The following is a 22,380-nucleotide window of genomic DNA, read 5'->3' on the forward strand; positions in this document are numbered from 1 at the left end:
CGCCGTCGGCGCTCAAGATCGACATGGGGTGGACCCTCGATGTCCTCCTCCAGATGCTGCGCATCCCCAGTCCCTCGGGTCGCACCGATGCGATCATGCAGTACGTGGGCGACGTTCTCACCGACCTGGGGCTGCCCTTCCGGCTGACCCGGCGGGGTTCGCTGCTCGTCGACCTGCCGGGCCGGTCACCGGGCATCGACCGGGCGCTGGTGGTGCACTCGGACACGATCGGGTGCATGGTCCGCCGGCTCAAGGACAACGGGCGCCTGGAGCTGGCCCAGGTCGGCACGTTCAGCGCCCGCTTCGCCGAGGGGGCCCGGGTGAAGATCTTCGCCGAGGATCCCGACCGCGCCTTCACCGGCACGATCATGCCGCTGAAGGCCAGCGGCCATGCGTTCGGTGACGAGGTCGACACCCAGGGCATCGGCTGGGAGCACGTCGAGGTGCGGGTCGACGAGGAGGTCAGTGACGGTGCCGGGTTGGCCGCGCTCGGCATCGAGGTCGGCAACTTCGTCGCCCTCGACGCCAACCCCGAGATCACCGACGCCGGGTACATCGTGAGCCGGCACCTCGACGGCAAGGCCGGGGTGGCTGCGGCCCTCGCCGCGGCACGGGCGATCGTGGCCGGCGACATCGTCCTGCCCCACCGGGCCAGCCTCCTGGTGACCATCGCCGAGGAGATCGGCCAGGGCGCGAGCCACGGGCTCGATGCCGAGGTGGCCGAGATGATCTCGGTCGACAACGCGGTGTGCGCCCCCGGCCAGCACAGCATCGAGGACGGGGTGACGATCCCCCTGGGCGACATGACCGGCCCCTTCGACTACCACCTCACCCGTCGCCTGTGCCGGCTGTGCCGTGACCACGACATCCCCCACGCCCGCGACCTGTTCAAGTGGTACCGGTCCGATGTGGCCGCCGCCCTCGAGGCCGGGGCCGGCACCCGCGCCGCGCTGGTGGCCTTCGGCCTCGACGGCAGCCACGGGTGGGAGCGCACCCACGTCCGATCGGTCGAAGCCGTCGCCCAGCTCCTCACCGTCTGGCTGCAGACCCCCCTCACCTTCGCCCGCTGGGACGCCACGCCCACCGGTGCGCTGGAGGACTTCCCCTCGAGCCGCCAGCCCGCCCCCACCGAGCAGTGGGGCCGCCTCACCGACGACTGAGCCCTCGCGCCTGCCTGCCTGCCTGCCTGCCTGCCTGCGGGGCAAGGGGCCGATCGTCAGGCCGGGGCGCCCTGCACGCGGTCCATGCGGTCGAGGTGGCTGTCGCCGGCGAGCATCGAGAGGAGCCGCCGGTGCGGGTGACGGGCGTCGAGGCTGGCGGCCCCGGCGTGTGGTGGGAAGGCGATCAGCTCCGCGACGTCCCAGGCAATGGCGAAGAGGCGGCAGCGGTCGAGCTGCTCGGGTCGGGAGAACAGCTCGGGATAGTCCTCGGCCAACCAGAACGGGACCTCGGTAGTCGCGGGCGTGGGTCGCCGATGCGTAGGACTCAGGAACGTGCAGGTCGGGGAAGGCGCAGAAGCGCAGGAGCACGTCGAGGTCGAGGTCGGGCGGTGCGGCCCCGGGCCACTCGAAGTCGAGGATCGCCAGCAGTCGACCGGCGGCGGGGTCGCGCTGCTCGTGGCTCATGGTGGGCCAGCAGCGGCTGAGCGGCAGACCCGGGAGACGACCGAGCTCACCGATGAGGGAATTGCTGCTCCGGTCGCGAACGGCCTGGCGCGAGCCCGACTCAGCCCCGGGACGCCAAGACGGTGTCGGCCAGAGCCGGCCAGCGGGGCTTGCACCAGGCCTCGAACTCCCGGTCGGTGAGCACGATCAGGGCGAGCTCGACGGCGGGGTCGAACCACCAGAACGTGCCGCTGCGACCGAAGTGGCCGACCGTGGCGGAGCTGTTGGCGGGCGAGGTCCAGTGGGGGTCCTTGGCTCCCCGCACCTCGAACCCGAGACCCCAGTCGTTGGGGGCCTGCTTGCCGTAGCCGGGCACCAGGCCGTCGAGGCCGGGGAAGGCCACCGAGGTGGCCCGCGCCACAGTGGTGCGGGCGAGCAGCCGGGGGTCGATCAGCTCGCCCACCCAGCGGGCCAGGTCGGCGACGGTGCTGACCGCCGCATGGGCCGGTGACCCGTCGAGGCCCGTCGCGGTCATGGCGAGGGGGGCCAGGACGGCCTCGGCGAGGTAGGTGGCCGGCGTCAGCCCCGTGGTCCGCTCCAGCTCGGCGCCGAGGACCTCGAACCCGGCGTTGCTGTAGATGCGCCGCCGGCCGGGAGCCGCCAGCTCGCGCCCGTCGAGTCCGAGGCCCGAGGCGTGGGCGAGCAGGTGCTCGATGGTGGACCCCTCGGGCCCGGCCGGCTCCTCGAGGGCCAGCGATCCCTCCTCGATGGCCACCAGCACGGCCGAGGCGAAGAGTGGCTTGGTGACCGAGGCGAGAGCGAAGGGACGGTCGAGGTCGCCGACGGCGTGGATGATCCCGGTGCGATCCACGACGGCGGCGGCCGCGGCGTCGACCGGCCACTCCTCGACCGCAGTGAGCGGCCCCGGAGGTGGCGCCCCGACGTCGATCCCGGTCTCGGTCGTCGGGGCCACAGATCGACCCTACCGAGCCCGGCTGCGGGGTCCCGGCGTCGCGCTCGGCGGGGCGGTGATCCGTTCTTGCGCCCGATGACGGCGGCGCGCGCCGCGTCTCGGCGCAGGAACGGCTTGGATGGCGCCATGGTCGCCCGGGAGCCCCACGACGGCGGCGAGGAGCCCCACGAGGGGTGCGAGGAGCCCCACGACGGGTGTGACCAGGCCCCCGGCGCCCGTGACGCGCCGGCCGCCGCGCTGGTCGCCCGGCACCGCCTCGACGGTCCCGAGCCCGACCTCGAGCGGGCGGTCGCAGCGGTGCTGGCGGCGCTGCGCCCCGGCGACGTCATCGCCTACGGCGAGGTGGCGGCCGAGGCGGGTTGGCCCGGGCGCTCCCGGGGCGTCGGGCGGGTGCTGTCGCGCTCGGGGGGCGCCTTTCCCTGGTGGCGGGTCGTCGACGCCTCCGGCCGGCTCGCTCCGGGCAAGGAGGAGGAGCAGACCCGGCGGTTGCGCGACGAAGGGACAGAGGTGGGCGGGCGCCGGGTCCGCCGGCTCCGGGGATGACCGTCGCCGGGATAGCGGTGGACGGGCGCCGACTCGGCCCGGGCGGTAGAACGGTGTCCGCCGAGCGCGCGCCGCGTGCCGAGACGACCCCGGAGGTCCCCGTGGCCATCTACGACCATGACGTCAACGCCCTCGATGGCAGCCCCGCTGGCCTGCACGAGCTCGAGGGCCGGGCGACCCTCGTCGTCAACGTCGCCTCCCAGTGCGGCCTCACCCCCCAGTACGAAGGCCTCGAGCGCCTCCAGCAGACCTACGCTGAGCGGGGCTTCACCGTCGCCGGCTTCCCCTGCAACCAGTTCCTGGGCCAGGAGCCGGGCACGGCCGCCGAGATCCAGACCTTCTGCTCCACCACCTACGGCGTCAGCTTCCCGATGTTCGAGAAGGTCGAGGTGAACGGCGAGGACCGCCACCCCCTCTACGCCGAGCTGACCCAGACCGCCGATGCCGAGGGTCACGACGGTGACATCCGGTGGAACTTCGAGAAGTTCCTGATCGGACCCGACGGCACGGTCCGGGCCCGCTTCGCCCCCCAGACCGAACCGGAGGACCCTCAGGTCACCGCCGCCATCGAGGCCGCCCTGCCCTAGCCGGGCCACAGATCTCTCGCGGTGACATTGGGTTTCTCGCCCCGCATCCCCGTAGGCTGGAGCTCAACATGACGACGAGCTTCGAGCAGCTCGGGGTCGACGGGGCCTTGGTCAAGGCGCTCTCCGAGACGGGGATCGACCAGGCGTTCCCGATCCAGGAGCTCACCATCAACGATGCCCTTGCCGGGCGTGACGTCTGCGGCAAGGCCAAGACCGGGTCGGGCAAGACCCTCGCCTTCGGGCTGCCCACCCTCCAGCGGGTCACGAGGGCCGAGCCACGCCGGCCCCGGGCCCTCATCCTCGTGCCCACCCGCGAGCTGGCGGCCCAGGTGTCCGAGGAGCTCATGCCCCTCGGTCGGGCCGTCGGCGTGCGGGTCGCCGCCATCTACGGCGGCGCCAACATGGTCGGCCAGATCAAGAACCTGGCCGACGGCGCCGAGGTCGTGGTGGCCACCCCCGGCCGCATGATCGACCTCATCGAGCGCAAGGAGGCCTGGCTCGACGACGTCGAGATCGTGGTCGTCGACGAGGCCGACCGCATGGCCGACATGGGCTTCTTGCCCCAGGTCGAGTGGCTGCTGCGCCACATCAAGGGCACGCACCAGACCCTGCTGTTCTCCGCCACCCTCGACGGTGCGGTGAAGATCCTGGTCGATCGCTACCAGACGGACCCCGTGCGCCACGAGGTCTCCTCGCCCCAGGTGACCGTCGAGGAGATGACCCACCGGTTCCTCCTGGTCCACCAGATGGACAAGTCCAAGGTCATCGCCGCCATCGGGCGGGCCTCGAACCGCACCATCGTGTTCTGCCGCACCAAGCGCTACGCCGACCGCCTGGTCGACGACCTCACCGACGACGGCGTCAAGGCCGGTGCCATCCACGGCGACCTGCCCCAGCGTCTGCGCGAGCGGGCCCTCGCCGACTTCATGGCCGGCAAGCTGCCCGTGCTGGTGGCCACCGACGTGGCCGCCCGCGGCATCCACGTCGACGACATCGACGTGGTGATCCACGGCGATCCGCCCGAGGACCACAAGGCCTACATCCACCGGTCCGGGCGCACCGCCCGCGCTGGTGAGGAGGGCCTCGTGGTCACCCTGGCCCTGTGGAACGAGGAGCTCGACGTCCGGCGCCTGCAGAAGCGCATCGGGATCGACCTGCCGATCGTCGAGATCTTCTCCAACGACGCCCGGCTCGCCGACCTCACGGCCTGGGATCCCACCGCGGATTCCGGCGCAGCCTGACCCAACTGGTCCCGGGGGGCGGCCATGACCGGGGTCGACCCCGCAGATCCCGTCGACCCCGCCCGGCACCCGGCGTGGGGCGAGTGGGCGGCGGCGCTCATGGCCGCGGCGCTCATGGCGCAGGGCGACCGGGAGCCCGACGTGGCCGCCCGCCTCGAAGCGGGCGTCCTGCGCCAGGTGGCCGGGGCGCGGGGGTGGGCGATGGAGGCCCGAGGCCTGGCGCTGCTCGCGTCGTGCCCGCCCGACGACCCCGTGGCGCGGAGCGTGCCCCCGGTGTCCGAGGGCCTGGCCGGTCCCGAGCTGCTGGGGGCGGTGCACGAGGCGCTCCTCGATCCCGAGGCGCGGCGGGCCCGAGGGGCGCACTACACCTCACCGGTGCTGGCCCACCGACTGGTCTGCTGGGCCCTCGACGGGTGGACGCCACCGGACCGGAGCGACGGCACCGGCCTGTCGGTGGTCGATGCGCTGTCGGTGATCGACCTGGCCGTGGGCGGAGGTGCCTTCCTGCTCGCCGCGGCGCGGTGGCAGCACGCCCGCGGGGCGGACCCGACGGGCGTCCTCGCCGGGCTGGGCGGTGTCGACCTCGACGCTGGTGCGGTTGCGGTGGCCGAGGCGGCGCTGGTGGGCTGGGCGCTCGACACCGGGTGGGACGGCGCGGCACCGGTTGGACCGCACCTCGTCGTCGGCGACGGGTTGGAGCTCGATGCGCTCGACGGGCACGACGGCCTCGCCGGGCACGACGGGTTCAACGGGTGCGACCGCCCCGACGGGCGTGACCGCCCCGACGGCCCGGGGGGCCCCGACGCCGTGGCGGGGACGGGGGCGGCCCGGCTGGGGCGCGGTCGGGTCGACCTGGTGGTGGGCAACCCGCCCTTCCTCGGCCAGCTGTCGAGCGCCACGGCCCGCGACCGGGCGGGCGCCGCTCGTCTTCGGGAGCGCTACGGCCGGGCCGCCGGCGGCTACGTCGATGCCGCCGCGGTCTTCCTGCTGGCTGCCTGTGGGTGGGTCCGGCCCGGAGGGCGCGTCGTTCTCGTCCAGCCCGAGTCGGTGCTCGGCGCCCGCGACGCCGAGGGCGTGCGGGCCGCGGTCAGCGAGCGGGCCGACCTCGTGGGCCTGTGGGTCGCCGGCGGATCGGCCTTCGCCGCGGAGGTCGACGTGTGCGCGCCGGTGCTCCAGGTGCGGTCCTCGGCCCCCGACGGGACAGGACCGCCGCCGGCCCCCGGCCCCGGCGTCCCCGGCCCCGAGGTCCCTGGTCCCGATGCCCCGACCGGGATCGTCGCGAGTCCCGCTACCCCGACCGGGATGGTCGCGAGTCCTGCTGTCCGCACCGCCCACGGCTTCGCCCTCGCTGCCGGCCCGGCGCGCCCCGGTCCGGCGAGGCGATCGTGGGCCCCGCTGCTGGCCGACGCGCGGGGCGTGCCCGTCGTCGCCCTCCCCGGCGCGTCGGGCCACCTCGGCGACCTGGTCACCGCCACCGCCGGGTTCCGCCAGCACTTCTACGGCTTGGCCCCGCACCTGCACGAGGCGCCCGACGGCGACGCCCTCGACCCGGAGACCCCAGCGGCGCGGGCGCCGGTGCTGACCACCGGCTCGGTCGACCCGTTGACCTTGCTCTGGGGTCGGCGCCCGGCGCGGATCGCGGGTCGCACCTGGTCTCGGCCCGTGGCCGACCTCGACGCGGTGGCCCGCGAGGCACCGGCGGTCGCAGCCTGGGTACGGGCCCGCCTGCAACCCAAGGTCGTCGTCGCCCCCCAGACCCGGGTGGTCGAGGCGGCGGTCGACATCGACGGACGCTTCGTGCCCGGCGTGCCCCTCGTGGCCGTCGAGCCGTTGGCCCCGGGCCGGGCAACCCTCTGGGACGTCGAGAACACCGACGGCGGACCCATCGACGTCGAGCTCCTGCTCTGGATGGTCGCCGCCGCACTGTCGGCCCCTCCCGTCACCGCCTGGGCCCTGCGGGAGAGCGCCGGCACCGCGCGCGGCGGTGACGCCCTCAAGCTCTCCGCCCGCCAGGTCCTGAGCGTTCCCCTGCCCTCCGATCGTGGCCGCTGGGAGGCCGCAGCCCGCGCTCTACGCGCCGGTCGCCCGCTCGTCGACGTCGGTCCCGACCTCAGCGTCGCCTACGGCCTCGACGCCGACCACCCCGTGACCACGTGGTGGAGAGCCCGCCTCTGAACCTCCACCTGGGACCCGTGTCCGCCACCACGGGGGACTTGGGTCCGGAGTTGGCCGGCGGATCGATCACATCGAGGGCCGGGGCCGATGAGGGGGCCTTCAGCGCGGGGTGGGCACCGGGCTGCCGTTGCCGTCGAGCATCTCGGCCGGGCCGGCGACGGTCTGGTCGGTCTCGTAGGTGAACCAGCTGAGGCCGGCGGCATCGCTGCGGCGCACCGCCACCTCGGGCTCGGAGCCGTCGGAGAGCTCGAGGCGCACCGTCTCGGCCTGGCGGGGCACCGGGCCGAACACGACCGTCGTGCCGTCCTCCAGCTCGCTGGACGTGACCGCGTAGCGATCGACCTCGCCCGCGTCGGTCGAGACGCCCACGCCGCACTGCCCGGTCACCTCCTCGTCGCCGCGCAGCAGCGTCACGCACGGGTCCTCGGTCTCGTCGGTGCGCCCGACCAGGCGGTAGCTGCTGTCGCCGCCCACGCTGCGCGCCAGTGACACCGCGTCGGGACCCTCGTTGGGGTCGGTGTCGGGGCGCAGCACGACACCGACGGCGAAGCTGACCAGCACCAGGACCAGGAACCCGAGGGCCCAGAGCCCGCACCCGGTGTAATCACCGCGCGACGCCTTCCCCGACCGGGTCGGTGTCGAACCGCGACGGGTCCGTCGGGTGGGCCCGGTGGCGGTCGGCCCCGATGCCGGCACCGGCGCCGGCTCGGTCCCCGGCCCCGATGCGACGTCGGCCTGCGGCTCGTCCCCGGCGGTCGACTCCCCGACGTTCTCCCGGTCCCCGACGTTCTTCCGGTCCCCGTCGGCGTCGACGTCGGCGTCGGCGTCGGGTTCCATGGCGGGCGAGGCTACCGGCGGCGCGCGTCGGTGCCAGGGTCGTGAGCCGACGTGGCGGGGAGGGCGGCGGCACCGCGGGCCGCCGAGAGGGTGGCGGCGATCTGGTTGGCCACCTCCGGGCCCGACGCCTACGCTGCGACTGTCATCTTGAGCGGCCCGGGGTCACCCGGGTCCGGCAACCTGGGACGGACACCCAAGGTGCCTCTCGCCTCGGCGGGGATGTGGTCGGCTCCCACCGGCAACGAAGTGTCCGGGTCCGCCCGGCGCACGGCACCCGGGCTCCCGCCCCCGACCCCGACCCCGGAGGAGGCGAGACACCCATGGCCGAACACATCGCCGAGCTGGTCGAGGCCGACTCCGCGCTGGCCCAACCGTCGTGGACGCGGGCCCATGTGAGCACGCTCCCCGCCTCCGGCGCGTGGCGGCCGAGCGACCCGACCGGCGACCGCCAGTTCCTCCGCACGTTCGTCGATCGCACCTTCGTGCTCGAGGGCGGCGGGCAGCTGAGCGACATCACCGTCGCCTTCGAGACGTGGGGCACCCTCGCCCCCGACGCGTCGAACGCCGTCCTCCTCTGCCACGCACTCACCGGTGACGCCCACGCCGGTGGGCCCGCCGGGCCCGGCCACGCCACCGCCGGCTGGTGGGGCGACCTGATCGGGCCCGGTCGCGTGCTCGACACCGACCGCTGGTTCGTGGTCTGCGCCAACGTGCTGGGCGGCTGCCAGGGCACCACCGGTCCCGCCTCGCCGCGACCCGACCGGCGCGGCGTCTACGGCTCGACGTTCCCGGTCGTGTCGATCCGCGACATGGTGCGCACCCATGCCCGCCTGGCCGACGGCCTCGGCATCGAGCGGTGGGCCGCGGTCATCGGAGGCTCGATGGGCGGCATGCAGGCGCTCGAGTGGGGGGTCATGTTCCCCGACCGGGTGGGCGCCCTGGTGCCCATCGCCACCTGTGCGGCGGCCACGGCCCAGCAGATCGCCTACTGGAGCACCGGGCGCCGGGCCATCGCCCTCGACCCCGGCTGGCGTGACGGCGACTACTACGACGCCGTCCCGGGGGCCGGTCCCCACGGGGGCCTGGCCCTGGCCCGGATGATCTCCCAGATCACCTTCCGCACCGACCACGTGTTCACCGCCCGCTTCGGGCGTGACGAGGTCGAGCCGCTCTCGGGCGACTTCGGCCTGTGGCAGCGGTTCCAGGTCGAGCGCTACCTCGAGCACCACGGCGACAAGCTGATCCGGCGCTTCGACGCCAACTCCTACCTGCTGCTCACCAAGGCCATGGACCTCCACGACCTCGGCCGGGGCCGCGGTGGGATCGACGCCGCCCTCGCCCGCATCAAGGCCCCGGTGCTGGCCGTCGGCGTGTCGAGCGACACCCTGTACCCGAGCTACCAGTCCGAGGAGCTGGTGCGCTCCCTCGCCCATCGGGGTCAGCGAGCGCGCTACGCCGAGATCGACAGCCCCCAGGGCCACGACGGCTTCCTGCTCGAGCTCGACCAGGTGGCCACCCTGCTCGCCCCCGTCCTCGACGACCTGGAGACGCCGTGATGTCGGCCCCGACCGCCCCGCCGACCGCCGTGGGAGGCTCTCGCCCATGACCGAGGAGAGCACGCCGCTGCACCCTGACACCCTCGCCGTGCGGAGCGGCCGGGCCGGCTCCGACCCGGCGCTGGCCCCGGTGATCTGGGCCAGCTCGACGTTCGTGTCGGACTCGGTCGACGAGGCCCAGGCCGCCGCCACCTCCATCGGAAGCGACCGCTTCTACTCCCGCTACGGGAACCCGACCGTCTCAGACTTCGAGCACGCGGTGGCCGACCTGGAGGGCGCCGAGGCGGCGCGGGCCTTCGGTTCGGGCATGGGCGCGGTCACCGCGGTGATGCTCGGCCTGTGCTCGCAGGGCGACCACATCGTCGCCGCCCGCCAGATCTACGCCGGCACCCAACTGGTGCTCCAGGCCGTGTGCCCGCGCTTCGGCATCGACGTCACCTTCGTCGACGGCACCGAGCCCGGCGCCCTCGCCGGGGCCGTGCGGCCGGGGAAGACGATGCTGGTGTGGGTGGAGACCCCGGCCAACCCCCGCCTCGACCTCGTCGACCTCGACGCCCTGGGGGCCATCGCCGGGCCCATGACCGTCGTCGACTCGACCTTCGCCACGCCCCTCGGCCAGCGACCGCTCGCCCACGGCGTCGACCTCGTCGTGCACTCGGCCACCAAGGCCATGGCCGGGCACAACGATGCCACCCTGGGCGTGGTCGCGGCCTCGGCCGAGCTCATCGGTTGGTTGACCGGCTTCGCCGTGCTGCAGGGCGCCACCGCGTCGCCCTACGACGCCGCCAACGGCATCCGCGGCCTGCGGACGCTCCCGGTGCGCTTCGCCCGCCAGTCGGCCTCGGCGCTCGAGCTGGCCCGGTGGCTCGAGAAGGACGGGCGGGTCACCGAGGTGCGCCACCCCGGCCTCGAGTCGCACCCCCAGCACGAGCTGGCTCTGCGCCAGATGCAGCACCTCGGGGGGCTCGTCTGCTTCGACCTGCCCGGGGGCATCGACGCCGGGCGCCGCTTCGTCGAGGCCGTGGAGCTGGCCCGCCTGGCGTCGTCGCTCGGAGGCCCCGAGACCCTCGTGACCCACCCGGCGTCGACGACCCACGTGAACCTGCTGCCCGACGAGCTGGCGGCGGTCGGCATCGGCGCGGGCACCATCCGTCTGTCGGTGGGCCTCGAGCACCCCGATGACCTGCGCGCCGATCTCGGCCGGGCCCTGACGGCGGCCGGAGCCGTCCCTCGCCCGTGAGGCAACCTCGACGGGCGGCTCCGTGCCCGAGTTGATCGAGGTCGAGCTCTACCGGCGCGTCGCCGAGCGGGCCGTGGGCCGTCGCATCGCCGCCGTCCACGCGCCCGACGCCTGGTTCTGCAAGGGCGTCGAACCCGAGGTGGTCACCGCCGCCCTCGCCGGTCGCACCCTCACCGGCACCCGGCGCCGGGGGAAGCTGCTGATGGTCGACACCGACGGGCCGGTGCTCGGCCTGCGCTTCGGGATGGCCGGTCGCCTGCTCGTCGACGGCGCCGGGCCGATCGAGCGCCTCGAGTACTCGACGGGTCGCGACGACCCGGTGTGGCACCGCTTCGGCCTGCGCTTCGAGGGTGGGGGAGATCTGACCGTCGTCGACCCCCGGCGCCTCGGCGGGGTCGAGCTCGAGCCCGACGAGGAGCGCCTCGGCCCCGATGCGGCCACCGTCGGCCGCGCCGCCCTGCGCGACCTGCTGGCCCGATCCCAGGCGCCGCTCAAGGCGCGGCTGATGGACCAGGCCCGCCTGGCCGGTGTGGGCAACCTGATCTGCGACGAGGCCCTCTGGCGCGCCGGGCTCGACCCGGCCCGGCCGGCGACCTCGCTCGAGCCCCGCGAGGTGACCCGCCTCCACCGCCACCTCGCCGCCACCATCGCCCTGCTCACCGAGCGGGGAGGCGCCCACACCGGCGATCTGCAGATCCAGCGCTCGCGCGACGGGCGGTGCCCGCGCTGCCACCGTCCGCTCGATCGCCGCACCGTGGGCGGTCGCACGACCTACTCCTGTCCCCGGCACCAGACCTAGCGCTGCGGCGGCCAGCTTTCGCCAGGAGCTGACGGTCCTCTGACCCGGCGCCTGATCTCGTTGCCCCCGGTCGGTCTGGCCGAGCCGCCCGGAACGTCCATCTTGGCAAGCCGGCGGTTCCTTGCGGCTTCGTCGTGTGGGCTCGGTGGGGTCTGCGGATGGTGTCGGGTGCTGGTCGCCGTCGGGCCGGGTCAGCTGCGGAGGGGGGTGGTGTCGGAGGGGTCGCGGCGCCGGCAGTGGCGGGCGACCTCGGCCTGGCGGATGAGATCCTTGATGCGGCATCGGGTCAGGTAGTCGGCCTGGCGGCGTTCGGCTGCGATCTCACCGGCGTCGTCCTCCGGTGGTGCACCTCGGGGTGGTGCACCGGGGGGTGGTCGGGTGCGGATCAGGGGGCTGCGGGCGCGGAGGGGCGCGGTGAGCGGTTCTCGGTCGGTGCGGGTAGTGACGAGGGTGCCGTCAGGGCCGCGGGTCATGGTGAAGCCGCCGCCGTGGACCAACTTATGGTGGTGGCGACAGAGCAGGGCAAGGTTGATGAGGTCGGTGCGACCGCCGTGTTCCCACCACACCAGGTGATGGGCAATGCAGTGCTCGGGCGGAACCGAGCACCCGGGGAACTGGCATCCGCCGTCGCGGATGCGCAGGGCGCGGCGTTGGGCCCGGTTGGCGATGCGGATGGCGCGGCCCATGTTGAGCTGATCGGCGCCGGGGCCGACGTAGACGGGGATGACGGTGCCCTCGCAGGCCAGACGCCGGACCACGTCGGGGTGCACCGGCCCCGAGCGGGACAGCTCCGAGAGCATGGCGGGGTAGGGGGCGAGCGGGTCGAGCCCGGCCAGCAGATCGTCGCCCAGGGGGTCGTCGGCCAATTGACCGTCGGCAGCGAGGCCCCTCTCGGGGTCGTCGAGGTCGGAGGCGCCGGCGGTGCCGGGCAGGGGCCACGGCGGGGGTGGGCCGCTGGGGTCGGCGATGTGGTCGGATCGGTGGTCGCGGGGGCGTGGCTCGCAGCCGCGTTCGCTGCCGGTCCCGTCGGTGGCGCCGGGGGGTGGTTGGGTGAGGGTGGCGGTGGTGGTGAGGGCGAGGATGAGGGGGCGGGCGGTGCCGTCGTCGTCGCCGCCGCGGGTGCCGCGCTCGATGACCTCGACGAGGGCGATGGCCCGTCGCTCAGAGGGGTCGAGGCCGTCGTCGGTGCGGAACACCCCGGTGGTCCACAGGGCGTTGATCTGGGCGTCGATGGCGTTGGCGACCTTCTCGCCGTTCTCGGCGCAGAGGTCGAGCTGCCCGGCCCACCGGTCGCCCACCGGCGAGAGCCAGGCCCGGGACCGGACCCCGCCGCCGTCGGGTTCGGGGCCGTCGGGCTCCGCGATGGCGAAGCGTTCGCGGACCTCTTGGGTCCAGCGGGCCAGGAACCGCCGCCCTGCGGCGAGGGTGGCGGTGGCGACCTCGGAGACGAGGACCTCCTCGCAGAGGTCGAACGCGTCTTCGAGGCCGCCGCTGCGGGCTGTGAGCAGCGCCCGGACCTGGGCCTGGGTGAGGCGCCCGGCCCGGTGCGCAGCGGTGATCTGCGGGTGGCTGCGCAGGTCGCGGGCCAGGGCCAGGTCGGTCTTGGCCTGCCCGTAGGAGACCCCGACCCGGGCGGCGACCCACCCGGGGGCGTTGTGGGCACCGTCGGCGGCCCAGACGGTGCGGGCGTCGAAGCGGTCGGTGAGAGCGACCACACAGGCGTCGAGCCGGGCCCGCATCCGCTGTGCATCGAGGAGCCGGTCGATGAGCTCCGCGTCGGTGCACGAGTCGAGGTCGGTCTCGACGAAGGCGGCCAGGTCGCCGGGTTCGGTTGTCGCAGAGGGGGCCGCTTCGGCCACATCGACCATGGGAACAACGTACCTCCAGGGTGTGACAACCAACCCCACGACGTCGACCGCCAGGGCCATCGACACCCCTCGGGTCCGTCTGGACGATCCCACCGACGAGCCCGCACCCCGCACCCGGGATCAGGTCAACGTGGTCGTGGTCCGCAGCGACGACGACAACACGATCGTCCCCAAGGAGTGCTACATCGAGCCGGGCTCCTGCAACAGCCCCCGGCGGGGCGAGCTGCCCATCGGCTGGAGCATCGGCGCTCGGACCGCCATCCTCATGCCGGCGGTCTGGGACCACTACGCCGAGGCGCGCGGACCGGACTCGCAGGGGTGGCGCTGGTCGGCGGACCGACCTCGCCCGGGCCGGTCACCACGCCGAGGCTCGCTTCACCGGCTGAGGACCGCGCTGCGCCAGCCTGCTGGTAGCCGGCCAGCCGACGGGAGCCATCGGCCCGACGGTCGACCGAGGCTGGGCCGGGCCAGGACGTGGCCGCCGATAGCATCGCCCCCATCGTGTCTCCCCGCCCCCTGTCGCTCCTGCGCGGCGGCGCCGCTGCGGCGGCGCTGGCCATCGGGCTGTCCATCGCCGGCGCGCCTGTCGCCTTGGCCGCCCCCGTCGAGGTCACGAGGCAGGCCGACCCCTCGGAGCCGACCCCGCCTGCGGGCGACGAGCCACCGGTGGCGTCGGTCCCCGGGGAGGGCGGCGACGTGACCGAGGCCGACGAAACGAGCGAGGCAGCCCAGGAGCAGGCCGACGCCGACCTCCGCGCCGTGTGGACGGTGGTGATCGCGCTCGGCGTGGTCGCCCTCGGCCTGTTGGCGCTTCTGGTTATCTACGTGCGGGCAACCAACCCCCGCCGCTCGGCCGAGCGTCTCGAGGCCCGGCGGGCGGAGGCCGAGGGCCGCGAGCCCCGGTCCGCTGACGCCCGTGTCGCGACGGCGCGGGGCGGAGAGGACGACAGCGACGGCACACCCGGGGGGACGGCCACCACGACGCGCACCCCCGTCACGACGAGCGCTCGCCCCGCCACCGACCGGACCAAGGCCGACGGTCCCGGGACCCGACGGACGAACGTCGGGGATGGGTCGGCCCGCAACGGCGTCGACGACCCAGAGGGGGGACGGACCGACGCGGCTGTGGTTCGGCCGGCCAAGAGCACCGCGACGGACGTCAGCGAGCCTGACGGCGACGAGGGCGACCGGGCCGAGGGCACCGCCGGTGCCGCGAACGGCCACGAGGGTCGATCGGAGGACTCCGCCGACGAGGCGCTCCGCGACGAGGCATCTGACGACGAGCACTCCATCGACGAGGCGCCCGACGACGACGGCTCTGAGGTTGGGTCTGACGAGACGGCGACTGTCGATGCGTCCGACGGTCCCGCCCCGCCCGAGCCCTCCGTCGCCGATGGCGGTCCGCCGGTCATCGACGCGGATCCGCCCCGTCGGCCCCGGCGGGTGGACGCACCGGCCAAGAAGCTGGGCACGCCCGACGCCGAGCGGGTGCTCGTGCGTCCCGGTCAGCCCTCCATCCGGGTGCCGGCCGCTCCGGCGCCGTCGACCGATGAGGAGACGGGCCCGGCATCGGAGGGCGACGCCGGTCGCCGGTCGACCACCGACGGGCCGCCGCCGTCGGCGCCGTCGGCGTCAGGGCGCTCGAACGGCCGGTAGCGTGGCCGCCATGCCTGAGGACCTCGACGTCGATGCCATGGTCGCCCGCTTCCGCGAGCGCGCCCAGGCCGTGAAGCGCCGCAACCTGCCGCCCGTCGCCGGCCCCGAGCGGACCCGTCTCGTCGAGCAGGCCCAGACCGACTTCCAGGACTTCGCCATGATCGGTGACGCCGAGGGGTCCCTCGACGACGGTGTGCTGGTGCTGCGCATCGACCTCCGCCCGCCGTCGGACTGACCCGGCCCCGGTCCATGGGTGATCCGGCGGCCGACGAGCGCGAGGCGCGCACGGCGGCGGCCATCGACGCCGCCAACGATGATGACCCCGACCGGGTCACCGTCAGCGGGCAGGAGGGGCCGCTCCAGCAGACCCTCGGGCGGATCGCGTCGGAGTGGGTCGACCGCCTCGATCAGGAGGCCGTCCCCGCCCAGCGGCTGGCGGCGCGGGCGCACCACCTGCGCCGCTGGGAGCGGCCTCGCTCGGACTATCCCGAGGGTCGGGCCGGCTACCTGCGCTGGCGCACGGCGGCCAAGGCCCGCCACGCGGATGATGTCGCCAGCCTGCTGGGCGACCACGGTTGGGACGACGACACGATCGCCCTGGCCCGGCGCCTGATCCGCAAGGAGGGCCTTGGCCGGGTCCCGGCGGTGCAGACCCACGAGGATGCGGTCTGCCTCGCCTTCCTCACCGTCCAGCTCGACGAGGCGGCCGAGCTCATGGGCGACAAGACGGTGGGCGTGCTGCGCCGCACGGCGGACAAGATGAGCCCTGAGGCCCTGGCCCACGCCGCCGCCCTACCCCTCAGCGCCACCGGTCGCTCCCTGCTCGAGGCTGCCCTCGTCCCCGAGGAGTAGCCCGTCGTCGGGTGCTGCGGGCGCCATCTGGTGTGCCCGGGTGCGGGGCCACTGCTACCATCACCGGCTCATGCGGACGTAGCTCAGCTGGTAGAGCATCACCTTGCCAAGGTGAGGGTCGCCGGTTCGAATCCGGTCGTCCGCTCGGAGCGGAACCCCCTGCCCAGCAGGGGGTTTCGTCGTTTGACCTGCGGCTTCGTGTCTCGGTCGCCGACCGGGAGGGTCCAGGTGGTACCGCCCCGTACCAGGGCGTTCTCCGCTGTGCCGTTGCGAACTGTGCCGGAAATTGTGCCAGCCGAGCGGCCTCGCTTCGATCGGGACCATGGCGACCGGAAGCCGCCAACGCCGTCCCCCAGCTCCGACACGGATCGTTCCCGATCGGCACTTCGGGGCGTTTCGACGGGTGTCGGTCAGCCTGCGCTCTCGACCAGTCGTTCGAGCCTGCCGATCGAGATGCTCCAACCCACTTCGTTGTCCTGGGGCCGCGGGCGCCAGTCGGCGTAGGAGGGATTGCGCCACGTGCGCTGTAGTCCTAACTGAACGGCATTGGGGCTAACCGACCTCATCGACGATCGGCTGAACGCTGCCCCTCTGTGGTCCCGTCAGCTTACGCACTGGTGATCGAGGGGCTGTCACAGGACGAGGACGACGCGTTCGCCGCTGCCCTCGCAGAGTGAGACGTCGCAGACACGGCGTCTCGGCGCGGCCCTCAGCCGACGACGCCGTGCCCGGTTCGGGCCTCGGTGACTTCCTCCTGGCCGACCGGTCATCCCAGCGTGTGCTGCTTGATGAAGGTGACCTCGTCGTGGTCTGCTGGATCTCGCATGGGCCCCGTGCCGGTGATTCCACGTTCGACCCGAGCCCCGGGGACGACGTCTTGATCGGGGACGAGGACGAGGCGCCGTTAGGGGCTCGAGTGGTGCGCCGCGACGGCGATCGCGTCACGGTCCAAGCAGAGCTGGCCGGAGCCTCGGCCGCCTCGCTAAGTCCAGCCTGAGTCCAAATTCTGGAACATGGAGCGGATAGCCGCGGCCTGGGACTGCGAGGCTGCCTTTAAGCCGCCACCACGGACTGCTTATTCCATAGATCAACGTTATTCTGGACTTAAGAGGTACGGTGGTCGGGTGAAGTCAGGTTCCCGGGCCGGCTACTGCCGCAAGCAGCTCGAAGGCTACGTCGCGTTCGAACCGGCGCCCTTGCCGCCCGACCCTCCTGTCGACCTCATCGCCACCAACCTCGTTGCCAAGCTCTCGAACGCCGACATGGCGATCGGGAGGCTTGACGGGCTCGCCCGGTCCCTGCCTGACGCTGACCTCTTCCTCGCCATGTACGTGCGCCAAGAGGCACTCCTCAGCTCGCTCATCGAGGGGACCGATTGCACCCTCGATGACGTCCTCGCCTTCGAGCTCAAGGAGGGGGCAGCCGTTCCGAACCTCGATGTCGGGGAGGTCGTGAACTACGTCGCCGCGCTCAACCACGGGGTCGCACGTCTCGACGAACTTCCGCTCTGCAACCGACTGCTTCGCGAGGTCCACGCGACGTTGCTGCGAAGCGGGCGAGGCGCCGAGAAGACGCCGGGGGAGTTCCGCCGAACGCAGAACTGGATCGGTCCGCCCGGCTGCACGCTCGCCACTGCGTCCTTCGTGCCGCCCCCCGTGCCAGTGATGGAGGAGGCGATGAGCGACCTCGAGAAGTACCTCCACGAGACGGAGCTGCCCACCCTCCTCGCTGCCGGCCTCGCCCACGCCCAGTTCGAGACGATCCATCCGTTCGCCGATGGCAATGGACGCACCGGTCGACTGTTGGTCTCGTTGCTCCTCCATGAACGGCAGGTGCTGGCCAAGCCGGTCCTGTATCTGAGCACCTACCTGAAGAAGCATCGGACGGCCTACTTCGAGCGCCTGATGGCGGTCCGCGAGCGGGGAGACTGGGAGGGGTGGCTCGGCTTCTTTCTCGACGGCGTCCAAGACTCAGCCGCGACGGCAGCCGAGACAGCAGGCGCAGTCCACCAGCTGCGGGAGGCCGACCGGGCAGTGCTCGGTGACACCGGTGGCGCTGCGAACGACTTCCGGCTGCTCGATGCCCTCTATGGGCAGCCGCTCGTCAACGCCCAGTGGGTCCACGAACGGTTCGACGTGTCGCCGACCACCGCCAACAAGATGCTCGACCGCCTCGTCGACGCGGCCATCCTGCGAGAGACGACGGGCAAGAAGCGCTACCGGGTCTATCGGTACGACAGCTACGTCGCCTTGTTCGACCTGCCAGCGGCCGTCGAAGAGGACGAAACCGTGATCTAGCCGCCCAGGCGAGGTTGAGCGGCGGGGCCGGCGTCGGCGGGGTCAGGGGTCCTCGCTGCCGTTGCCCTCGCGGAGCGCATCGCGCTCGAGGTCGGCGTCGAGCGCGGCTTGGAACTCGTCCATCAGGTCCCCCGTCGTCAGCCGCAACAGGATCTCGCGGCCCTCTGGGGTGATGCGTGGATCACCTGCCCTGCGCCGGCGGCGGCGTTCCTCGAGGAGGTCTTCGCCAATCATGCTCACGTCGCAACTGGCGGAACAGCTCGAGGCGAACGGGGTGGCACGCCGTGGAACTGGCTGGCAGGGCTCAGTACTCGGCCACACGTAGGTGCGGATCGTGCCGGGAATTGTGCCAATCGGCCGTGATCAGGGTCCCGGCACCGCTGCTGACCTGGGCGTTCTCGCCATCGAGTCTCCGACGAGCATCACCTTGCCAAGGTGAGGGTCGCCGGTTCGAATCCGGTCGTCCGCTCCAAGCGGAGCCCCCTGCCGAGCAGGGGGTTTCGTCGTTTGACCTGCGGATTCGTGACCTATGTGTCGACGACCCGTTCGCTCGGCAGCCCGAGATCGCAGCACCGAACCTGGTCGGCATGCTCCTTGCCTCGGTCAGCGCTGCTGGCCTCTACCGCAGGGGCCAGCGATGCCAGAGGGGGTTGGGTCCGGGGCTCAGCCGTGTGCACCGACTCGAGGGTGAGGCCAGGAACGCCGGTGAAGATCTTGTCGTTCGAGACCAGGGGGACGCCTAGGCGGATGGCCGTTGCGGCGATCCAGCGATCGGCGTCGTCACGCGCCTGCGCCAGCGCATGCCCGACGGGCTGGCAGTCGACGCGCAACCGGACGTAGGCCTCGATGAGAGCGGCACCCGTGTGCACGATCTCCGCGGTGTCGATCCGCATGTCCATCTTCAGCATCCGCGCCGGGCCCCAGTTGCGGAGCGCTGCACCGAAGCGGAGCTCGGCAACGGTCTGGAACGAGATGAAGGCCGGACGGCCGACGATGAGCGGCTCGTAACGGGCGATCAGCGGCGACCCTGGAACCAGATCGGCACCGAAGACATCGGTGTCGATGACGATCGGGCCCCTGGTCGAGGCTGGGCTCACCGCCGGATCGCAGCGAGGAAGGCTTCGCCCTCTTCCTGGGTCAGGTCGTCGATGACCATCTCGTCATGAGGCGGCAGCGGGCGGGCGCGACAGAACAACTCCTCGACGGACAGCTCAAGGCTCTCTTCGCGGCGCTGAGGCGCAGGCTCGTTCGGCATCGCAGACGAGATGCTATCCCGTGCCTCGGCCCGGTGACGTGAACGAAGGACCGGGTGCCGGCTGCGCAGGGGGCGCAGAGGGACACGCCGACACCGCCCGGTATGACTCCGCCGTGAGGCCCCCGATTGTGCCGGACCAATCGGAGGAGAGCAAGGCTCAACCACGCGCATGTTGCCGCTCATCGCCCGCGCCGCCGAGGTCGGCCCCGGGCGAAGGGGCAGGCGTAGGCACCGAGCGCGCGCCGATCTGTATATGGACATCGGGTATCCGGGATGTCTATTGTCCGGGATGTGAGGATGAGCGACGGGGTCGAGTGGGCCGTGCACTGCTGCACGGTGCTGGCCGCCCTGTCCGATGGCGAGGCACTGCCCGCGGCCCGGTTGGCTGAGTACCACGAGGTGCCTCCCGCCTATCTGGCCAAGCACCTCCAGGCCACCACCGCGGCGGGCATCACCGCATCGGTCTCCGGGCCGCGGGGCGGGTACCGCCTCGCCCGACCGGCCAACGAGATCACCCTGCTCGACATCGTGGTGGCCGTCGACGGCGACGACACCGCCTTCCGGTGCTCGGAGATCCGCCAGCGGGGACCGTCGGTGAGCGCCGACCCGGCCGCCTACCGCAAGGCCTGCCACATCGCCCGGGCCATGTGGAAGGCGGAGGAGGCGTGGCGGGCCGAGCTGGCCCGCACCACCGTCGCCGACCTCTTCGCCGAGGTGGTCACGACGGTGCCCGAGGACGTTCTCGTCAAGGGCGCGGAGTGGATCCAAGAGGTGCAGGTCAGAAGGAGGTCCCGACCGTGAGGGTGTTCCTGACGGGGGCCACGGGTGTCGTCGGCACCCGTGCCCTGCCCGCCCTGGTGGCGGCCGGCCACGAGGTCACGGCCGTGGCCCGGACCGACGAGAGAGCCGCGCTCGTCCGCCGCCTCGGCGGCCAGCCGGTGACCGTCGACCTCTTCGGCGCGTCCGCGGTGGCGGCTGCGGTGGTGGGCCACGAGGCAGTCGTCCACCTGGCCACCAACATCCCACCCATGGCCCGGTCCGCCCGCCGCGGGGCATGGGCCACCAACGACCGCCTGCGGTCCGAGGCGTCGGCCCACCTCGTCGACGCCGCCCTCACCGCCGGTGCGGGCCGCTACGTGCAGGAGGCGATCTGCTTCCCGTACCTCGATGCCGGGCGCCGCTGGATCGACGAGGACAGCCCGATCTCCCACGACGACGACCTGTTTCGCGCCGCAGGGGCCGCCGAGGCGCAGGTCCGCCGGTTCGCCGAGGCGGGCGGCGCCGGCGTGGTGCTCCGCTTCGCCCAGTTCTACGCCGCCGGGTCGTCCCACACCGAGACGATGAACGCTACCGCCCGACGCCGACTCAACCCGTTCATCGGCGACCCCGAAGGCTACGTGTCGATGATCCACGCCGACGACGCAGGGTCGGCCGTCGCCGCCGCCCTCGAGGCCCCGTCCGGTCCCTACAACATCGCCGACGACGAGCCCCTCACCCGGGCCGAGGCCGGCCGGGTGGTGGCTGCCGCCCTCGACAAGAAGCCGCCCCGCTCGGTGCCCAAGCGCCTGACCGACCTCAGCCCCTCGACCCGGGCGGTCTCGCGATCGCTCCGGGTCTCGCACCACCGCTTCACGGAGGAGACGGGTTGGACCCCGGCCCACCCGTCGATCCGGACGTCCTGGCCCACTGGCACCGAGGAGGACCGATGACCCTGTTGCACCGCATCGCCCTGGTGGTCATCGCCGCCGGCAGCCTGGTGGTGGGGGTGTGGGCGCAGGCCTTCCCCCGCTCGTTCTACGACGACTTCCCCGGCGCCGGCCGGGTGTGGGTCGCCGTCGATGGCCCGTTCAACGAGCACCTCGTGCGCGACGTGGGCGGACTCAACCTGGCGCTGGCGTTCGTCGCCGGCTTCGCCCTCGTGACCCGAAGCGTCCTCGTGGCCCGGGCCGCCGGTGGCGCCGCGCTCCTGTTGGGGGCGCCCCACCTGCTGTACCACGCCACGCACCTGGATCCGTTCGACACCGCCGACGTGGTGGCGCAACTCGTGGCGCTCAGCGTCGCCGCCCTCTCCGGCCTCCTCGCCCTCGCCGCGCCGAGGTCCGACGAAGCCGCCGATCGGGCCGGTCCGGTCGACGGGCGGGCCACGACCTGATCCCCCCTCGCGCCGCTCGGGCCGGTCGCGCGTCAAAGGGTGCCCGGTATCCTCACCCGATGAGCGTCGCCGCGCCGCCGCTGTTCGCCTTCGACAACACCTACGTCCGCGACCTCGAGGGGCTGTACGAGCCCTGGCAGGGGGCTCGGGTGCCCGCCCCCGGCCTGGTGGTGCTCAACGAGCAGCTCGCCACCGAGCTCGGCATCGACCCCGACGCGCTGCGGACGCCCGAGGGTGTCGACGTCCTCGTCGGCAACACCACCCCCGAGGGGGCCTCGCCCGTGGCCCAGGCCTACGCCGGCCACCAGTTCGGTGGGTTCTCACCCCGCCTCGGCGATGGCCGGGCCCTCCTGCTCGGCGAGGTCTCCGACGTCGACGGCCACCGGCGCGACCTGCACCTCAAGGGCTCGGGCCGGACCCCCTTCGCCCGCGGCGGCGACGGGAAGGCCGCCCTCGGCCCGATGCTGCGCGAGTACCTGATGGGCGAGGCCATGGGTGCGCTCGGCATCCCCACCACCCGGGCCCTGGCCGTGGTGGATACCGGCGAGCGGATCGCCCGCGACACCATGCTGCCGGGTGCCGTGTTGGCCCGGGTGGCGGCCAGCCACCTGCGCGTCGGCACCTTTCAGTACGCCGCCACCCACCCCGACCGCGCGCTCGTGCGGCGCCTGGCCGATCACGCCATCGCCCGTCACCACCCCGGTGCGGACGACGCCGAGCAGCCCTACCTGGCCTTCTTCGAGGC

The 22,380-nt window shown here is 73.2% G+C and carries 23 protein-coding genes, 1 tRNA gene and 1 riboswitch; of the genes, 17 read left to right on the plus strand and 7 right to left on the minus strand.

From position 1 onward, the window contains the following. Positions 1-23 precede the first annotated feature (23 nt). Positions 24-1,160, plus strand: a complete 1,137-nt coding sequence (locus VNL12_RS05520; protein WP_414654852.1) for an osmoprotectant NAGGN system M42 family peptidase — start codon at positions 24-26, stop codon at positions 1,158-1,160. 56 nt (positions 1,161-1,216) lie between these two features. Here VNL12_RS05520 and VNL12_RS05525 read toward each other — a convergent pair whose 3' ends face one another. Together VNL12_RS05525 and VNL12_RS05530 are read right to left on the minus strand one after the other, a co-directional pair. Next, positions 1,217-1,435 (minus strand): hypothetical protein, encoded by a 219-nt coding sequence (locus VNL12_RS05525; protein ID WP_325592310.1) that lies wholly within the window; start codon positions 1,433-1,435, stop codon positions 1,217-1,219. Positions 1,436-1,725: 290 nt separating this feature from the next. Then, complete coding sequence (locus VNL12_RS05530) at positions 1,726-2,577, minus strand: serine hydrolase domain-containing protein (RefSeq protein ID WP_325592311.1); 852 nt, start codon at positions 2,575-2,577, stop codon at positions 1,726-1,728. 126 nt (positions 2,578-2,703) lie between these two features. Here VNL12_RS05530 and VNL12_RS05535 point away from each other — a divergent pair, with 126 nt between their 5' ends. From VNL12_RS05535 to VNL12_RS05550, 4 genes are all read left to right on the plus strand, one after another. After that, entirely contained in the window at positions 2,704-3,120 is a 417-nt protein-coding gene (locus VNL12_RS05535; RefSeq protein WP_325592313.1) for an MGMT family protein, read from the plus strand. Between the two features lie 107 nt (positions 3,121-3,227). Then, positions 3,228-3,707, plus strand: a complete 480-nt coding sequence (locus tag VNL12_RS05540) for a glutathione peroxidase (RefSeq protein ID WP_414654853.1) — start codon at positions 3,228-3,230, stop codon at positions 3,705-3,707. Between the two features lie 68 nt (positions 3,708-3,775). Further along, positions 3,776-4,948, plus strand: a complete 1,173-nt coding sequence (locus VNL12_RS05545; RefSeq protein ID WP_325592319.1) for a DEAD/DEAH box helicase — start codon at positions 3,776-3,778, stop codon at positions 4,946-4,948. Positions 4,949-4,972: 24 nt separating this feature from the next. Beyond that, complete coding sequence (locus VNL12_RS05550) at positions 4,973-7,123, plus strand: hypothetical protein (RefSeq protein ID WP_325592323.1); 2,151 nt, start codon at positions 4,973-4,975, stop codon at positions 7,121-7,123. 99 nt (positions 7,124-7,222) lie between these two features. Here VNL12_RS05550 and VNL12_RS05555 read toward each other — a convergent pair whose 3' ends face one another. Further along, positions 7,223-7,960 carry a hypothetical protein gene (locus tag VNL12_RS05555; RefSeq protein ID WP_325592325.1) on the minus strand — a complete coding sequence of 246 codons (738 nt, stop codon included), beginning with the start codon at positions 7,958-7,960 and terminating at the stop codon, positions 7,223-7,225. A gap of 137 nt (positions 7,961-8,097) precedes the next feature. Beyond that, positions 8,098-8,216: riboswitch (SAM-I-IV-variant riboswitch) on the plus strand. A 64-nt stretch (positions 8,217-8,280) separates the two neighbouring features. Between VNL12_RS05555 and metX the strand changes: the two genes are divergently transcribed. From metX to VNL12_RS05570, 3 genes are read left to right on the plus strand one after another with little or no spacing between them, the layout of a single operon-like run. After that, positions 8,281-9,516 (plus strand): homoserine O-acetyltransferase MetX, encoded by a 1,236-nt coding sequence (gene metX / locus VNL12_RS05560; RefSeq protein WP_325592326.1) that lies wholly within the window; start codon positions 8,281-8,283, stop codon positions 9,514-9,516. A 46-nt stretch (positions 9,517-9,562) separates the two neighbouring features. Further along, positions 9,563-10,756 (plus strand): aminotransferase class I/II-fold pyridoxal phosphate-dependent enzyme, encoded by a 1,194-nt coding sequence (locus tag VNL12_RS05565; RefSeq protein WP_325592328.1) that lies wholly within the window; start codon positions 9,563-9,565, stop codon positions 10,754-10,756. A 22-nt stretch (positions 10,757-10,778) separates the two neighbouring features. Next, positions 10,779-11,555 carry a DNA-formamidopyrimidine glycosylase family protein gene (locus VNL12_RS05570; RefSeq protein ID WP_325592331.1) on the plus strand — a complete coding sequence of 259 codons (777 nt, stop codon included), beginning with the start codon at positions 10,779-10,781 and terminating at the stop codon, positions 11,553-11,555. Between the two features lie 191 nt (positions 11,556-11,746). On the opposite strand, the gene VNL12_RS05575 is transcribed toward VNL12_RS05570, so the two are convergent. After that, positions 11,747-13,423, minus strand: coding sequence for an HNH endonuclease signature motif containing protein (locus VNL12_RS05575; protein ID WP_325592334.1), 1,677 nt, complete (start codon positions 13,421-13,423; stop codon positions 11,747-11,749). A 501-nt stretch (positions 13,424-13,924) separates the two neighbouring features. Here VNL12_RS05575 and VNL12_RS05580 point away from each other — a divergent pair. The 5 genes from VNL12_RS05580 to VNL12_RS05600 all read left to right on the plus strand — a co-directional run bounded on the left by VNL12_RS05580 (position 13,925) and on the right by VNL12_RS05600 (position 18,228). Continuing rightward, positions 13,925-15,079, plus strand: coding sequence for a hypothetical protein (locus tag VNL12_RS05580; protein ID WP_325592336.1), 1,155 nt, complete (start codon positions 13,925-13,927; stop codon positions 15,077-15,079). 10 nt (positions 15,080-15,089) lie between these two features. Beyond that, positions 15,090-15,314, plus strand: a complete 225-nt coding sequence (locus VNL12_RS05585) for a hypothetical protein (RefSeq protein WP_325592338.1) — start codon at positions 15,090-15,092, stop codon at positions 15,312-15,314. 14 nt (positions 15,315-15,328) lie between these two features. Continuing rightward, positions 15,329-15,931, plus strand: coding sequence for a DUF4202 family protein (locus tag VNL12_RS05590; protein ID WP_325592340.1), 603 nt, complete (start codon positions 15,329-15,331; stop codon positions 15,929-15,931). Between the two features lie 72 nt (positions 15,932-16,003). Further along, a tRNA-Gly gene (locus VNL12_RS05595) sits at positions 16,004-16,076 on the plus strand. Positions 16,077-16,944: 868 nt separating this feature from the next. Further along, on the plus strand, positions 16,945-18,228 hold the full coding sequence (locus VNL12_RS05600) for a Fic family protein (protein ID WP_325592343.1): 1,284 nt from the start codon (positions 16,945-16,947) through the stop codon (positions 18,226-18,228). A 42-nt stretch (positions 18,229-18,270) separates the two neighbouring features. On the opposite strand, the gene VNL12_RS05605 is transcribed toward VNL12_RS05600, so the two are convergent. From VNL12_RS05605 to VNL12_RS05615, 3 genes are all read right to left on the minus strand, one after another. Beyond that, positions 18,271-18,468 carry a hypothetical protein gene (locus VNL12_RS05605; protein WP_325592345.1) on the minus strand — a complete coding sequence of 66 codons (198 nt, stop codon included), beginning with the start codon at positions 18,466-18,468 and terminating at the stop codon, positions 18,271-18,273. Between the two features lie 287 nt (positions 18,469-18,755). Then, positions 18,756-19,325: a PIN domain-containing protein gene (locus VNL12_RS05610; RefSeq protein WP_325592348.1), complete on the minus strand. Its 570-nt coding sequence runs from the start codon at positions 19,323-19,325 to the stop codon at positions 18,756-18,758. Then, complete coding sequence (locus VNL12_RS05615; RefSeq protein ID WP_325592353.1) at positions 19,322-19,483, minus strand: hypothetical protein; 162 nt, start codon at positions 19,481-19,483, stop codon at positions 19,322-19,324. Before VNL12_RS05615 ends, VNL12_RS05610 begins: the two co-directional genes overlap by 4 nt. A 297-nt stretch (positions 19,484-19,780) precedes the next feature. Here VNL12_RS05615 and VNL12_RS05620 point away from each other — a divergent pair, with 297 nt between their 5' ends. The 4 genes from VNL12_RS05620 to VNL12_RS05635 form a co-directional block, all read left to right on the plus strand. Then, positions 19,781-20,284: an Rrf2 family transcriptional regulator gene (locus VNL12_RS05620; RefSeq protein ID WP_325592358.1), complete on the plus strand. Its 504-nt coding sequence runs from the start codon at positions 19,781-19,783 to the stop codon at positions 20,282-20,284. Further along, on the plus strand, positions 20,281-21,192 hold the full coding sequence (locus VNL12_RS05625; protein ID WP_325592360.1) for an NAD-dependent epimerase/dehydratase family protein: 912 nt from the start codon (positions 20,281-20,283) through the stop codon (positions 21,190-21,192). The genes VNL12_RS05620 and VNL12_RS05625 overlap by 4 nt, the downstream gene beginning before the upstream one ends. Beyond that, positions 21,189-21,635, plus strand: coding sequence for a hypothetical protein (locus VNL12_RS05630; RefSeq protein WP_325592364.1), 447 nt, complete (start codon positions 21,189-21,191; stop codon positions 21,633-21,635). Before VNL12_RS05625 ends, VNL12_RS05630 begins: the two co-directional genes overlap by 4 nt. Before the next feature lie 59 nt (positions 21,636-21,694). Beyond that, positions 21,695-22,380: protein adenylyltransferase SelO family protein (locus VNL12_RS05635; RefSeq protein ID WP_325592368.1), on the plus strand; the 686-nt coding region annotated here is incomplete at its 3' end.

Source organism: Iamia sp. (genome assembly GCF_035575815.1).
In the GTDB taxonomy this organism is placed as follows: Bacteria; Actinomycetota; Acidimicrobiia; order Acidimicrobiales; family Iamiaceae; genus Iamia.